This window comes from Saccharospirillum impatiens DSM 12546 (genome assembly GCF_000423605.1).
In the GTDB taxonomy this organism is placed as follows: domain Bacteria; phylum Pseudomonadota; class Gammaproteobacteria; order Pseudomonadales; family Natronospirillaceae; genus Saccharospirillum; species Saccharospirillum impatiens.
Window position 1 is genome coordinate 1 of record NZ_AUIH01000035.1, and the last position, 14,864, is coordinate 14,864.

The window sequence follows — 14,864 nt, forward strand, 5'->3', positions numbered from 1 at the left end:
ATCCATAAAGTAATGTTCACTTTCGATCGTATTGATCGCTTCAAAATCATTTTTACCAATACATAGCATCGCTAGATAACTTTTGATCACATCCGAATGTTTTATGCCGTGGCGCAATGGAACCAGTGCGTCAATTTGCTGTGTAAGATAGGTGTGTCGATTTACGGCTTGACCAATCAGTGCTAAGCCACTGTGACTGATGATATCTGCATCGGATTGTACGATTTTGAAACGCTTCATTTACTCACTCAGTAGGTGATCTATTTGAGGGGACTATTTTAGCAAAATTCGGCGCAAATAGAGGGCTATAGGCCGTTTTTTTATTATTAACCTACGGATTCAGGACATACTCAGCGCTGTGGTGTTGGCCGGAACCGGCGCGGGTATCGCCTTCTTCATGCTGATGGTCAGCCGCAGCGGCAACGTGGCTGCCATCGCCGTTACCGCGCGTTTGGTGGTGTTGGCCGACTGGATTTTTACCGCGCCGGCGGTTGTGGTCCAGCTAGTGACCGGTCTGTTGTTGATGCAGGCCTTGGGCTACGCCTATAGCAGCCTCTGGTTTATGACGGTGGCGGCCCTGTTCGTCTTTATCGGCCTGTGCTGGATACCAGTGGTGATTATGCAGTATCGCTTACTTGCACTCGCAACCACCGCTTTGATAAGTGGCCAGCTACCGCCAGCGTTTAAACCCTTGATGCGCTGGTGGATGGGGCTGGGTTTAGCCGCCTTCAGCGCTATTCTGGTGATCTTCTGGCTCATGGTCTTTAAGCCACTGGCGGTGGTGTGATGAAGCGGGTTATACAAGCCAAAGCACTCGATTGGGCACGCCTGAGTCTGAGCTTCTTGTGGTTGCTGACCGGCCTCAGTTCATTGTGGCTGAGCCCCAACATCGGCTATGCGGTACTGGCGCGCGGCGGCATCACAGGGCCGCTTGCCGAGTTGTGCCTGTGGTCGGGCAGTCTGCTCGATATCAGCATCGGCCTGTGGCTATTGGCGGGGATTAAACTGCGCCTTTGCTATCAGCTGCAGCTGGGGGTGATCGTTGTCTATAGCCTGTTGCTGAGCCTTATCGCACCAGAGTTCTGGATTCACCCCTTCGGTCCCTTATCGAAAAACCTGCCGATACTCGTGCTGATTTTTTATTGCCTGGAGATGCATCCGAACAGTCTGAAAAACGAGAGCGAGCGAGTAGAGAGGAGCGTCGTATGAGTCAAGAACCCAGGATACGCGTGTACTACAACTCTGCCTGTCCCGTATGCGATGCGGGTATTGCCGCACAAAAGAAAAGGGCTACCTACTGCGGTATCGAATTTGAAGATGTGCACCTGGATAATGCCAAGGTGACGGAGCTGAATACCGATCTCGCTGCTGTACGCGAACGCCTGCACGTGATCGATACTGAAGGTAATCTGCGCGTGGGTTTCGAGGCCTTTATCGCGATTTGGGAGAACTCGCCCAGCGAACAGTGGAAGGCGCGGGTTTCAAAAGTAGCAGGGCTACGTTGGCTATTGAACCAGGTCTATAAGGTTTTTGCTCGGTGCCTGTACCTGTGGAACCGCGCTTTAAAGCACTGGTAGGTCGAGGGTGAGAGTGTTTTTACGCTGTCTCCAAGTATTAAGCTGACGAGCGTCCTGCCGACGCTCGTGGTGGCGTATTGGCGAGCTTAACAGGACACCAAACGGTATGCTTTTAAAACGTGCTTTCAGGATACCTACTATGCTACGACCCAGCAGAAGCCAGCTCGCTTTAAAAGCGACTCCCTAACCAGCACTGTCCCTCGCGTTGGGTGCGTGCGCCGCGCATATTAAAAACTCTACGCGTTTCGAATCACTCTTCAAAATTTTGTGAGCTCATTGGCGCACGAAGCGATAGGCTCTCATAACCCAAGGCATCCAGATCAACACCTTGCTCCAATAGCAACTTTTCAAACATTGGCAGCAATGGGCCTAAGTTCTCATTTAATGTATCACGCACAGTATCCACAACTACCTGGGTACCGCGTTCAATTTCTATATTGATGAAGTCTCCAACTGCTTTTGACTCAAACACCGTCATTCGACGAGTTTCCGGGATGAGCCAAACTTCAAACCACTCTTCTTGCTTGTTGACTGCGGAAACGGTAAGACTTGCACCATTAAGTGCTATATAACCTTTAGGGAAAACATACCTTTTCCATTCGTATGGAAGAGCCAAACGCATACAGTAGTTGTCTTCAATTCTATTTATGTCAACAACAGAGGCATTGAAGTCAACATGCCCTGATAGAGGATGGCCTCCAATTTCTGCGCCATCTTTGGCGGCCCTCTCGGCATTCACCAATTGCTCCGCATCATATTTGCTTAACGTGGTAATTAATAGGCTTTGGAGCATGACGTTAAACTTAACGCGCACGCCGGATAGTATCTCGGTGACAGTTAAGCATACCCCATCAATCGCAACACTGGCTCCAATCTCCAAGTTACGACAGAATCCCTCAGGAAAGTCTATTATGAAAGTCCTGATCCCATTCTTATCCGTCACCTCAACGATCTTAGCTACTGCTTGAACTATTCCTGTGAACATGCCTGCCTCATTAAAACTGGTATTCGATTTTGCGAACTAGAGCCCCCTGATGGTGGTAAAACAGAACGCAACGAGTCTGTGTTCGACGCCCCCGCGCCAGAAAAAACGGGGATGACCAGCAGCAACTTGTTAAGTAGCGGAAGCCTCATCAGACCTGAAATTTTCGAGCTTTTCCTTTACCAGAATTGCAAGAGCTAAATAGCGATCGGCGCCATTCTTTGGTGGGATATTTGGTCTATCGAAAGGCTTCGGATCTCTCAGTTCCTCATTAGTCCAAAACTGGTCGCTGGTAACGTCTACTTTAGTACCATCCGGTAACTCGTTTGAATAGTGAAAACCTATCTGTTTATTGCCAATAAACACTTTCCAAAGTACCAGTTTACCACCAAAGTAATCATTAACGATAAGTGATGAGATGCCACATTGTCCGCGACTAGGATTCGATAGCGTCCAGTTTTCAGGTTCCTCTGTGCTTTCTAATGACCAAGACTTCCGTAAAGCAATTTCAAGTTCTTCGAGGCTTGGCTCCACTTGATTCAGTTTCATAATATGAGTGTCTACTTCTCATGGGTACTCGCCATCACCGGTGACAGAGCCGGAGTGAAGCGCAGGTTATGGCATCCGGTGCATAGCCTGGTTATGTGATTTTCAATCCACGACGAAGAGCTTTGCGCCCCGCTCTGTAGAGGACCGATGAAGCTCAGCGTTGTCTGCCACCTGATAGCTAGAACCTGGCTGGAGAACAAAGCAACGTCCGTCCTTTAATTCAGTGTGGAGCTCACCTTCCAGGCAGAGCAGGATGTGCCCTTTGGCGCACCAATGATCAGCCAGATAGCCGGGGCTGTACTCAACCATACGAACCCGGATATCGCCGAAAGTACGAGTCTGCCAATAAGCAGCTCCCTGTTCCCCTGTGTGTTCAGTCTTCTCAACTTCAGACCAGTTAGTAACCCCAAAGGGTAAATTCCTTATGTCCAACTTACGTCTCCTTCAGCACATAACGCTTGCAGTTGCGGCAGGTATGTAGCGCAGCGTAGTACCTGTCCGACAACCTGCACTGGTTATGTGGTTTTGCTATAAGCTACATGGATTGAGGGCAAATATGAAAAGCCCAAACCAGACATTACCCATCATAATTAGCAGTTTTATAGCACCCCGGGCAAATGCAGGGATATCCCGGTACCAGTACAAGTAGCCGATGACTACCAACTGTACAGCAAGCCACAAGATCGAGAAGTAGAGAAAACCTTTGTGGCACTCCGTCTCAGGAAGCGTGTAATACGCATACCACCAAGACAGCACAGAGCCCGTTGATAGAGTGATCAGAACCAGGCAAGAAAGCAAATTACGCCACTGCGGGTAATCCGTGTTTAATAGCCTTGCTCTGTATTCACCAAATTTATCAGTCATTCGTTTTCTCGGTGCGCGCTGCCACTGGGTCCGCCCACATAACTGCTATTCATTGTCGGCCCCGCGCTTTACTCCGACAGACTTAAGGCAAAACCTACCACAGCGCATCGCAAAGGCCCAGTGCTGATGAGGCCAAATTCCTTGGCTTTGATTAAGGTTGCCGCATATTAAAGCGGGAGAAACCGTCGAGCTCGACGACTATCCAAAGTATCAATGTCTCCCCCGGCGCATATTCCGGGTTATCGAAGTGATATGCGTCCCACCCACAGTATTTTTTGTGATGATGTTGGCATTTCCCTAACGGATGTGTGTTCTCTCAGCAAGGTATCCGTCCTAAGAATAGTCAGACCCGTTTAATTCGAAAGCTAAGATGGTTGCCTAAAGGGAGTGTATTGAATTGGCCTACCGTGTCGTAAATGGCGCTGTTGAAGTCTGGGGTCTGCACTTAGAGCAGTGTCGGTAGGGTCACATATGTTCGTACCAAAATTGATCGAATCATTCGCTCAAAACAGATGGTTATCCCACGCCCATGTCGACGTGCCCCGGGCACCGATGGCGAAATCGGCACTCGAATCCAGCCACAACCATTCGCCGGTTCCACTGCTGACCAGGAACCCCCCATCGTCGGTGGGCTTGGCGCCTGCCGCATCGTACAAGTCGATGTCACGGATGACGCGGCCACTGCGGCCATCCAGTACCACCACTAAGCCACCGCGTGGGGCCGTTACCACAACGACTTCAGACGCCGGTTGCACGGCGATGCTGGCGAGATAATTGTTCAGCCGGGGTTGCAGCGCAGCCGGTAATGTAATTTCGGACCAGTGGCCGTTCTGATGCCGCCCAATCAATGGCGGCTGTTGCCATTCGGGGCCCTGGTACTGGCAAGCCACGTAGGTGACGGAATTATTCGATACGGCCAGATGTCGGCAGCTCAGTTGTGAATCGGACGGGCGATGGCGGGAAAGCTCCTGACCGGTGAGGCGGTCGATGAACAGTAAGGCCGGGTCCGTTTCGTTCAGATTCAGTTTTACTCTATCGTAATCCGGATGAGTGCGAATGCCCCCGAGGGCGACGATCAACTGAGTGCCATCCGGGCTCAATTCGAGTTGATGGGGGCCGATGCCCTCAAGTTCCCAGGTGTCTGTTCGACGATAGTCTTGCTGGGCATCGAATATAGCGATCCGGCCCTGGCCCGACTCATAGTGACTTGCGGTGGCATACAGGAAACGACCATCCGGGCTGAACACGCCATGGCCGTAAAGGTGTTCACCGGGTTCCGGAGCGCGCGACAGGCGAATCTCACCGGTCACACTGTTGAGTACATGAAAAGACCAACCCGGCCGTCTTTCAAACAGCACCACATCGCTGCCGCTCGGTGTGGTGCAGCCACCGTGGCAGCGCGCGGCGACAGGCGTTGTCCAGACGGTTTCTGCCTGATGATTGACTGCCGATAACGCATAGCCACCGTCAGGCAGGCGCACCGCACCCAGCGCGGAAAGGGAGTCGGGCAAACGGGTGGCCCAACTCAATGGCATTAGGCCCGCTGCAATCAGGCAGTGAGCACTGCCTTTTAGCAGCGCTCGTCGATTGATTGTTGCTGGTGAATTTTTTTTCATAGAACTGTTCAGTCGCCATCGTTCGAGTTAAAACCCTGACGGATTCCCAAGGCAACCGCGGCTTGAAGTTCCAGCGTTTGCTCGAGTTGCTGCACGGCAATATAGAGGTTTTGCAACTGCGCATAGCGTTGATCGTCTTCAAGAACAGAGGCCAGATCATCGGGCAGGGCATCAAACCGTGCCAGTGTTGTTTGAAACTGGTCAGTCAGGTCGTCGGCGATGCCGCGCTGATCGGCTTGCTCCAGTTTTCGGATCAGGCCCGGTAGAAAGTAGCGTTGCAAGCCCGACAATGACGCCTCAGCCGCGGCAATTGACTGACCACTGCGCCAGGCGTCGCCGGCGTAAACCAGCCGGCGTTGTGAGGAGCCTAACCCCATCGGTTCGCCGAGCCGCTTGTGAACCAGAATGTCCAGAGCAGTCATTGCTGAACGGACCGTCGTAGCCGAGTAACTGTCGGTTGCCTGGTAGTGTTCGGCCAACGCCTGCCAGTCAGTGGCCAACTGAGTTGTGTTGTCTTCTACAATAGTTGCCGTGGCCAGTAGCAGGGCGCAGCCGCGACCATCGGGCAATGCCTGCTCTGTCTGATTGAAGGGTTCATCAAACAGCAGGTATTCAAGCATCGGGAACCCTTCGGCGGCAACGCCCGAATCGGTGACGCGCTGGCGATCAATCGGTGTATCGGATGACAGTAATTGCCGGGCCTTGGTGCCCACCAGGTTTTTCGGGTCTGGCCAGAATTGCAGTTGCCAGGCTCGGCTGTCGAGTTCAATGGGCCCGAAGTCGACAAAGCGAACCGCTTGCCAGTCGAAAAACGCCTCGCGCCAGTGGGATACGAGCAACTGTCTTGTGTTGTCGTTCGGTGTTTCGCAGTAACGTGTAGCCGTGTCACTTAATCTCTGTGCCGATGTCGACAGAGCCTGGTAACCAGCGGCGATTTGCTGATGCCAGAGCGCACGTGCTTGCTGCTCTGCTGGCTCATTTGACTCAGCCAATGCAACTGATAGGGGCTGTGTGCCCAGCAGTGCGCCGATGATGAGTGCTTGTGAAAATGCATGTCGCATTACAGTGACTCCAGGAACCGAATTAGGTCAGAACGGTCGGATGACGGCCATGAGGAATAGGTGTCGCGAGATGTTTCCGCCTCGCCGCCGTGCCATAAAATGGCTTCTTCCAGAGTTCGGGCCCGGCCGTCGTGCAGGAAACCGGCCAGAGGGTTTACTTGCTGTGCGAGGCCAATGCCCCACAGGGGTGGCGTTCGCCATTCCTGGCCTGTGGCCAGAAATTCAGGCCGGTTGTCGGCCAGTTCAGGCCCCATGTCGTGCAACAGTAAGTCCGAATAAGGCCAGATAGACTGGTTGCTTAATTCGGGGCGCTGATCAATGTGTGCTGTTTGATGATTGGGTGTATGACAGGCGGCACAGCCGGCGTCGTTAAAGCGCTGCGCCCCTCGCTGAACGGCCGGGTCGTCCATGGATCGTCGTTTGGGAACCGCTAGGCTGCTGGCATAGAACTCTATGAAGCCAGCGATGTTATCCGATACTTCGGGCGCACCTCCGTCAATAAAGCCCAGGCACCCTTGAGAGGGCGTGCAGTCGGTGTTTGGAAACAAAGCGGATGTCAGGCCCATATCGCCGGCGAAGGCGCCCATGCTTTGCTGAAGCACGGAGGGCTCTCCGGCTTTCCAGCCGAAGCGGCCTATCTGGGTGCTTTGGCTGGCCCGGTCCCACACCCGGTTAAGCCGCCCGGAAACCCCGTTCTGATCGCGGTCGTCCGGGTCGGCCAATTCGCGCAGGCGGGATTCCGGTATGGCCGCCAATAAACCCAGGCCGATCATCGGTGGGGCGACCCGCGGTGATGTCATCAGGTTGTCGGGCAGGTCACCATAAGCCAGATTGTCAATGTGATAGTGCGGCTGCATCAGCGTAACGCGGGTGCCATCCCGCAGGGTGACTGTTTTTTCAGAATGGGTGATGCTCAGATCAGCCTCCGGGCTCAGCCCGGGTAGGGAAGCGGTTTGAAGCTGGCCGCCGTAGACCGGGTCTGGAATGACTCCCTGAGTGATCAGTCCATCCTGATCGGTTGCCGGGTCGGCTGGTATCGACAGCCGCAGAAATAAGGATATCGGGGCGTCGCCGGGGGCCGGTGGATGGCCGCGCCCGTCTTTGATGTGACAGCCCTGGCAGCTGTTGGTGTTGAACAGTGGCCCCAGTCCATCCCGGGCGTCGGTACTTGCCGGAGCCTGAACCCAGGGGTTGCGGAAAAAACTGTTGCCAACGCTGAAATCCAGACGGCGGGTCATGGACATAGCGGCATTGGGCAATGAAAAAGCATTGTGATCAAACTGCGCAACACTGCCGTCTCCACCGGAGTCAGCGTTGGTTTGTAGCGGCGAATCACTGGCCATTGAAGGCGCTGTTAACAAAGTTGAAAGGAGCAGGCCGGTCAACGTTTTTAATTGGAAGGTCACAGACAAATCCCGGTTGTTACAAACCACAAAAGGCCGGGGGTATTACACCACCAGCCTTGCTCATGCTAACGCTTTCTATTAGAAGGCGTGACCGGCATCATCCGGCTGCAAATCATTCACGCCGACCGTCTGCGCGACCTGTTCGATGGAATAGGTTTGCGCCACCAAACTTTGAATGGCGGTATTGACCAGTGTGCTGCCAGCCTGGTTACCGGGTTCAATCATCTGGTCGAAAGCCATCGGGTTCGACGGTGCTTCAGCCGCTGATTTAATGGCACCCAGTGCCGTCATCGACGTTTCCAGTTGTTGGCGCAAGGTTGTATCCAGCTCAGGTTGGTCGGCGGCGACCAGGTCAGACAATGACGGGCCTTCAACGAGTTTGCCGTCGATGGTTTGATAGGTGCCGGTATAGACATTGACGACGCCCAGACCGTTGTAATAATGCGAGTTATGGGTGTTGTCACTGAAACAATCGTGCTCGTCTTCCGGTGAGTTCGCCTCGAGTGCCACTTTCATGCGCTCGCCAGCCAGTTCACCGAGCGACAGAGATCCCATACCAAACAGCATTTTTTGCAAGCCTGTGGTGGCGTCGTCGGCGACCAGTGAAGCGCGATAGTTACCGGCCATTTCTGGTGACCACTGGTCTGTCATCCATTCCAGGTCATCGACCAGTAGGTCAGTCGCGGCATCGAGATAGGCCCGACGACGATCGCAGTTGCCGTTCGTGCAATCGTTACCGGTTGCATAGTCGGTTGCCGGGCGGTTGCCGTTACCGGCGTCGAACCCGTTAAGATCCTGACCCCAGAGCAGAAACTCGATGGCGTGGTACCCCGTAGCAACGTTGGCTTCAGAGCCACCGATTTCATTCAAGTCGGCCAGTACCTGAGGCGTAAAGGTATTGACCGTCAGTGCCTCGCCACCCACCGTCAGCTGGCTGTTCGCAACCAGGTTGGCGGATGCGCCTTCGTTGCCCAATTCATACTGGTAGTGGGTGGTTTCGACGTAGTCGATCAGGCCTTCATCCAGCGGCCAGGCGTTGAGCTGGCCTTCCCAGTCATCGACAACGGCATTGCCGAAGCGGAACACTTCGCTTTGCTGGTAGGGCACCCGTGCGGCCAGCCAGGCTTGTTTCGCACTCGCCAGTGTTTGTTCGGTAGGGTTGTCGAGCAGGGCATCGACCGCGGTGTCCAGCCGTTGTGCAGTTGTGAGCGCGTCTTCGTAGGTTGCCAGAGCCAAATCGGAATAGTGGGAGACCACGGATTCGGGAGTGGCTGGTGTTTGGGCTGTCCCTGCGAAGGTGCTGCATCCTGCCATAGTCAGACTGGCAATTGCTGTGGCGACAGCTAAAGGCTGAAGGGTTCTCATGATGGGTTCCTTGTTGTGACGATCAATATCATAGTGGCAGTATTGCGTTTGATGATGTAAATGATAATAAAACTCAATAGTACTTGCTGTATGAGTCTTAACGCAAGAAGGATTGTGAATGGTTTAACGGTCGGTCAGGAATGGTTCGACCGCTTCGGCAGGCTCGAACCTGCGACCAGACACCAGGCCACCAGAATCATCGCGGCGCTCAGATAGAAAGTGCTCGCCAGGCCAAGCTCGGAGGTAATCATTCCGGACAGAATGCCGGCCGCGACGGCGCTCCATTTCCCCACCGAATCGAACCAACCGAAGAGTCGACCGGCTGTGCCAACTGTGTTCAGGTCGGCAATGAGTTTGTGTAACCCAAGAAACCCCAGGAATAGCGACAGCCCCGTCAGCAGTCGCCACAGTACCAACCCATCGGCCTGGTCCATTTGGGCCTGCTGCAGGCTGGCGATCAACAGACACAAGAAACTGACCTGACACAGCACCAGGGCATTCAGTTTCTGCACCCAGGCAACGTTGAATACCATCAGCATCAGGTAGCACAGGTGAGGCAAGCTAAAGAGGAATCCGACGGTGGTTGCCGACTGGACACCGAGTTGATTTGCCCAGGGCAGAAAGTAGGGATAGGTGACCACCGTCGCAAAATAGAAACAGAATTGAATGGCTGAAACGGTAGCGCGAGATACCACCGGAGAGGCCGTATCGGTCAGTTGTTTGTCACCCATAGCCTGACTGTGCCCATTTTGATCCCTGGGTAGCCTGCGCGTCATCAACAAGGCTGCCAGAGGCAGCAGGGCCAGATAGATAAACAGGCGTCTGGGCTCATCGTTGCCAATCAGCAGGCCCAGTATGATGGGTGCGACGAGCAGAGAGCTGCGTGCCGATACCTGCATCCAGTTTTGCGCGGTGGGTAGCAAAGAGGGCCTGATCTGGCTGGCCAAATAGGCATTTGACGCAGCGAAGGTGCCTCCGCATAGTCCCTGCAGGACGAGCCCGACGGTAAACTGCAGCAATGAATCCGATAGCCCAATGATCAGAAAACCGGCCGCCAGCCCCACCTGTGCCCGCATCAGGGAGAGTCGCTTGCCGTACCGGTCGGCGAACCAACCCCACAGCGGTGCCGACAACGCCATGCAAACAAGGGGCAGGCTATAAAACCAGCCGATCCATTGTAGCTCCCCGGATAACAATAACCCTTCCATGAGCTTGGGCAGAAACACGGGCATGCCCAGAGCCGTGAAGGAGGTCAGGAAATGACAGGCCAACACAGTCGGGATCAGCGACCGGGTGCGGGTGATGCGTTGCCAGGTCGTCATCTGTTGTCCCACAGGCCATACCCAGTTCCTAAAAACCAGGGGTTGGGAGAGGTGTAACCGTAGTATTTGTTGATGTCGGTAGCACCGCTTTCGTCCTTGCTCAGCAAGCTGCCCGACAAGAGCAAATACTTAACCGGGTGAGAGGGTGATTCCAATAACGCCTGCCGTGCTTGTCTCGTCTCTACACCTTGGCCGTCCAGAACATCCAGGTGTTGCAGCAATAGATCAGCCAACCGCCGGAACCAGATCGGCAGATCAACAAGACCGGCTTCGGCTAACCCGGACAGAATGGACGTGATATTGAGCTGCAACGTAATGGTGATAAACATATCCTTCAATGCCGTGTCCTGTTCGACGAAAATTCTCGGGTCCTGGAATGCATCGAGGGTAGGCATGAGTTGCGGCTGAGTCATTTGAAGGCGTGATGGCAGGATGCGCCCTGAGTCGTTGTCCCGGAACAACAATTTTAATGGCTGATTGTCCTCGAAGATGACCATGCAATTCTGTTGATTGGACTCCAGAGCAATGCCGTGTTTCAGCCAAAGCGTCAGATGGGTTTTAAGCTGTAGATTAATGTAGTCGGTTAACAGAGCGTCGAGATCACCCCCTCGGAATCGATTCGCAAGGGCCTGAATTACCCGGATGCCGTGACGATCCCTGGCAAGCAACGCGGCTACGCAAGAGACCGTAGTGTTGTGCAGTGTCATGGGGTATAGACGAACGATCCAACCCAGATCGGAGCGTTGGTCGACCGCGCCTCCCTGGCGTTCATCGCAATGATCGAAACACCCACGCAACAAGGGATCCCGGTTTTCCAGCGTTTGCAGCACCCGTTGAAAAGTAAAGCCATCTTTGATTGTGCTGGGGGCAATGGTTCTCACGTTTCGATGACCAAGGCTGCGCATCTGCAGCGGCAGCTTCAAATGAACCCAGGGGGCTTCGGTCAGGCAAAGGGTGCGGACGGACAGGGTTGGTCGTACAGATACCCTTCGATTCGGCGCCATGATCGCCAGGGCTTCGGGGTCACTGAAACGCGCTTGCAGGTTTTGGTTCAATTCAGGCAGATGTTCCTCCCAGTAGGTGTCGGCGGTCAGTGGATGCAGCGGTACCAAGGCGTGACTCTTTTCGAGTGCTGCAGGCAGCCCCACTCGCTCGAACTTGGGGGTGAAGTCCGCTAGGTCGCCGTCAATCGCCTGTCTCGGTACGGCCAGCCAACCCAGCTCGAAGGTGTTCATGGCTTCGGGGGCGTACGCGATCAAGTCCTTTTGAGACAACCCCATTTTTGCCCGGGCCGTGGGGTAAAATGGATGATCCTGATGGGCCGCCAACTGTTCAAGGTCCTGTTGTGCGGACCAGCCGCGGTGCATTGACGCTAATGCAGGCAAGTTCAGAGTCGTCGACCAGCGACGTTGTTCAACGGCGCTGTCGAACTCCATCAAATAGCGATCATAGTAATCGTGACGGGTGGGCGGCAGGTTCGCCGACAGCAGCGAGAGCCAGTGCCGGGCGGTTTCGCCAAGCGTGGCGGGCATCGTTTGATGGGTAACCAGCCAGCAGGGAGTGGTGGCCTTCCAGTGTTGCATGTAGTCACAGCGCCTGACTGGAAGCCAGAGTCCATCAGACGCAGTCAACGGTTTGTGCAACCAAAACTCCGGAGCCGCGAAGGCGGAATGCCGCGTTCGAAGCCCCGCTGCAACTTCGGCCGAAGGAAGGATTCGTGCGGTGCTGACCAGCCCTCGAATGTCTTCCCTCAGGCAACAATCAATGAGGCGAATCAGCATGTAGCGATGGTGCTCATCCACAGACGTAACGGCGGGCGAGTGCTTTGCGTTGCCGGGCATCAGGCGATCTCCCAGCAAAGTTGGTCGGTAAGGGCATTGACCGCTTGCAGGAGTGTTTTTTTGTCATCGGCGGCGGCGCTTAACACGGCCAGGTAGTCTTTATTGGAATGCGCCAGGCGATGATCATCACCCTGTGATTTCAGGTTTTCCAGGCGAACATAAATGGGGGAGGTTTGTTCGAAATCGTCTGGAACGTGGTGTAGCACACCGCTGCGTGTCGCCACGATGTAGCGTGTTAGTGCACACCCCTGAACGGGTTCCAGGTCTGCTAGAGGTTGACCGAGGTAGAGGCACAGAATGCTCTCGAACCAATCGAAGTGTGCCATCCTGTCCAATAGAAATTCACAGCCATCACCAATGCTGCGGTAATTGATTTCCACCAGTCGGGGGCCATGTTCGGTGAGCACAAACTCACTGTGACAGGCACCAAACCCAATGCCGAAGGCCTTTATCTGCTGAACAGCCTGACGGACATGATCGCTGTCGACATCGCTGTTCCAAACGCACTCAGTTTCAATGAAATAGGGCGGTGCCGAGAGCGTCGTTTCATAACCACCAACAACCGCAAGTCGATTGCTGTCACCCAGGGTCTCTACCGAGAACAAAGGACCTTCCAGGTATTGCTCAACAATCAACCCCCTGGCGGGGCGCTGTTGCCAGAATGCCATGCAGAAGTCTCGCAACTCACCGATGTTCGCGCACAGCTTTACGTCCATACTGGCCACCCCTTCCTGGGGTTTTACGACACAGGGAAAGTCCAGATCGAGTCGGTCCAAATCAGCCGGGTTACTCAAGCCATGGTGCCATGCCGAAGGCAAATGGTGTTGCTGTAACCGTTCCCGCATCGCGGCTTTGTTCTTGGCCCGGTAGCAGGTTAGCCAATCCTTCGACGGCAGGGAGAAATACTGGGCGACTAGTGAGGCCTGGGTTTGCAAATGGTCGCTGTTGGAAAAGACGGCATCTGGCTGTATCCGCTCCCGGGCTAGCGTTTCGAGCACGCTGAAGCTGTTAAAAACGTCGCATTCGATAACGCTTTCGGACAGTGACTGCGGCAGGGTGGAGCCGTTCATCCGCCCTAAGCATTCGCGATGCTCCTGCGCATGGTCGGTCAGGATAATTACCTTGCAGCCAAGCCTGACGGCGGCTGGTATGAAACCGTTAATAACGGCGTCATGAACGACATGAGTAAGAATAACAAGGTTGTTTATAGGCATAGGGCGTCCTTGAGCTTATTCAGAAATCAGGGTTTAGCGGTGACAATCCTTTGGGCTGAAAATCTTAAATGAGAATCGTTATCTATTCAATAATAAATGATTATGATTTGTATTTGCGTTGGCGTTTATATAGTATCCGCGCTTCATCTATTCAGGAGTGCTAACCATGCCGCGCGTATTGTCCTTTATTCTTGCACTGATGCTGTCCGGTGCTTCTCTGGCAGAGATCAGGGTTGCCGATGAGTTGGGCGAAGTCGTCCTGCAATCCCCTCCGGAACGGGTGGTGGCATTGGAGTTTTCCTTCGTGGACGCTCTGGCCACCCTGGGTGTATCTCCCGTCGGTGTGGCCGACGATGGTGACGCCAACCGGGTGATCGAGCCGATTCGCGCCCAGTTGAACGACTGGACGTCTCTGGGGTCCCGTTCTCAACCGAGCCTTGAAGTCATCGCCTCACTCGAACCTGACCTGATCATTGCCGATGTCGAACGCCACGCCGCGATCTACGAAGATTTGCAGCGCATCGCACCCACTCTGATTTTGAAAAGCCGCGGTGAAACCTATGAAGATAACCTCAACGCGGTGATCAAAGTCGCCCAGGCTTTCGACCAGGAACAGACGATGGTTGACCGAATTGCACAGCACAACGCCACCATGGATGCCTACGCAGCCCGGGTGGACAGCAATGCTACTGTGCAATTCGCCATTTCGAGCGAGAAGGGCGTTTGGCTGCACGGCCCGCGCGCCTATGCCGGTGGTGTTATTGCCCGACTGGGTTTGAACAGCCCTATCCCGGAAGAGACCGAGCAGGCCTACCTTCAGATCACTCTGGAGCGCCTGGTGCAAGCTAACCCGGATTACTTCCTGGTGGGTGAGTACGGCGAGCAGACTGCGGTCGATACCTACAAACACAATCCGCTGTGGTCTGTTATTACCGCGGTAAAGAATGACCAGTATGTCGAAACCGACCCACGTCTCTGGTCGCTCAATCGGGGGATGATCTCGGCGGAAATCATGGCTGAAGAACTGGTCGATCTGCTGAGCACCACCACGGCTGCCCGGTAATGAC

Annotated in this window: 14 protein-coding genes and 1 pseudogene; 4 read left to right on the top strand and 11 right to left on the bottom strand. The window is 54.3% G+C overall.

Annotation, left to right across the window (positions count from 1 at the left end; translation table 11 throughout):
- Positions 1-240, bottom strand: a pseudogene (locus G565_RS0115110) (IS1380 family transposase); the annotation flags it as partial.
- Between the two features lie 106 nt (positions 241-346).
- Between G565_RS0115110 and G565_RS0115115 the strand changes: the two are divergent.
- The 3 genes from G565_RS0115115 to G565_RS0115125 are packed head-to-tail and all read left to right on the top strand — an operon-like array spanning position 347 to position 1,577.
- The gene (locus G565_RS0115115) at positions 347-787 is read left to right on the top strand and encodes a DUF2269 family protein (protein ID WP_281168935.1); all 441 of its coding nucleotides are present in this window, start codon (positions 347-349) and stop codon (positions 785-787) included.
- Complete coding sequence (locus G565_RS24375) at positions 787-1,209, top strand: DoxX-like family protein (RefSeq protein ID WP_084649415.1); 423 nt, start codon at positions 787-789, stop codon at positions 1,207-1,209. The genes G565_RS0115115 and G565_RS24375 overlap by 1 nt, the downstream gene beginning before the upstream one ends.
- Complete coding sequence (locus G565_RS0115125; RefSeq protein WP_028671652.1) at positions 1,206-1,577, top strand: thiol-disulfide oxidoreductase DCC family protein; 372 nt, start codon at positions 1,206-1,208, stop codon at positions 1,575-1,577. The genes G565_RS24375 and G565_RS0115125 overlap by 4 nt, the downstream gene beginning before the upstream one ends.
- Before the next feature lie 250 nt (positions 1,578-1,827).
- On the opposite strand, the gene G565_RS0115130 is transcribed toward G565_RS0115125, so the two are convergent.
- The 10 genes from G565_RS0115130 to G565_RS0115180 form a co-directional block, all read right to left on the bottom strand.
- The gene (locus tag G565_RS0115130; protein ID WP_028671653.1) at positions 1,828-2,562 is read right to left on the bottom strand and encodes a riboflavin synthase; all 735 of its coding nucleotides are present in this window, start codon (positions 2,560-2,562) and stop codon (positions 1,828-1,830) included.
- Between the two features lie 129 nt (positions 2,563-2,691).
- Entirely contained in the window at positions 2,692-3,108 is a 417-nt protein-coding gene (locus G565_RS0115135; RefSeq protein ID WP_211227189.1) for a YunG family protein, read from the bottom strand.
- Positions 3,109-3,210: 102 nt separating this feature from the next.
- Positions 3,211-3,540, bottom strand: coding sequence for a DHCW motif cupin fold protein (locus tag G565_RS0115140; protein ID WP_028671655.1), 330 nt, complete (start codon positions 3,538-3,540; stop codon positions 3,211-3,213).
- A gap of 935 nt (positions 3,541-4,475) precedes the next feature.
- A complete protein-coding gene (locus G565_RS24380; protein WP_051208002.1) occupies positions 4,476-5,588 on the bottom strand; it encodes a DUF1513 domain-containing protein in 1,113 nt (370 codons plus the stop codon).
- Positions 5,589-5,596: 8 nt separating this feature from the next.
- Positions 5,597-6,649 carry an imelysin family protein gene (locus G565_RS0115155; protein WP_037339610.1) on the bottom strand — a complete coding sequence of 351 codons (1,053 nt, stop codon included), beginning with the start codon at positions 6,647-6,649 and terminating at the stop codon, positions 5,597-5,599.
- Positions 6,649-7,992 (bottom strand): di-heme oxidoreductase family protein, encoded by a 1,344-nt coding sequence (locus tag G565_RS0115160; protein ID WP_051208004.1) that lies wholly within the window; start codon positions 7,990-7,992, stop codon positions 6,649-6,651. The genes G565_RS0115155 and G565_RS0115160 overlap by 1 nt, the downstream gene beginning before the upstream one ends.
- A 141-nt stretch (positions 7,993-8,133) precedes the next feature.
- Positions 8,134-9,420 (bottom strand): imelysin family protein, encoded by a 1,287-nt coding sequence (locus G565_RS0115165; RefSeq protein ID WP_028671659.1) that lies wholly within the window; start codon positions 9,418-9,420, stop codon positions 8,134-8,136.
- A 134-nt stretch (positions 9,421-9,554) separates the two neighbouring features.
- Positions 9,555-10,742, bottom strand: a complete 1,188-nt coding sequence (locus G565_RS24385; RefSeq protein WP_037339613.1) for an MFS transporter — start codon at positions 10,740-10,742, stop codon at positions 9,555-9,557.
- Positions 10,739-12,583, bottom strand: a complete 1,845-nt coding sequence (locus G565_RS0115175; RefSeq protein WP_051208007.1) for an IucA/IucC family protein — start codon at positions 12,581-12,583, stop codon at positions 10,739-10,741. The genes G565_RS24385 and G565_RS0115175 overlap by 4 nt, the downstream gene beginning before the upstream one ends.
- A complete protein-coding gene (locus tag G565_RS0115180; protein WP_028671661.1) occupies positions 12,583-13,797 on the bottom strand; it encodes an ATP-grasp domain-containing protein in 1,215 nt (404 codons plus the stop codon). Before G565_RS0115180 ends, G565_RS0115175 begins: the two co-directional genes overlap by 1 nt.
- Before the next feature lie 166 nt (positions 13,798-13,963).
- Here G565_RS0115180 and G565_RS0115185 point away from each other — a divergent pair, with 166 nt between their 5' ends.
- Positions 13,964-14,860, top strand: coding sequence for a Fe(3+) dicitrate ABC transporter substrate-binding protein (locus G565_RS0115185; protein ID WP_028671662.1), 897 nt, complete (start codon positions 13,964-13,966; stop codon positions 14,858-14,860).
- Positions 14,861-14,864: the final 4 nt, after the last annotated feature.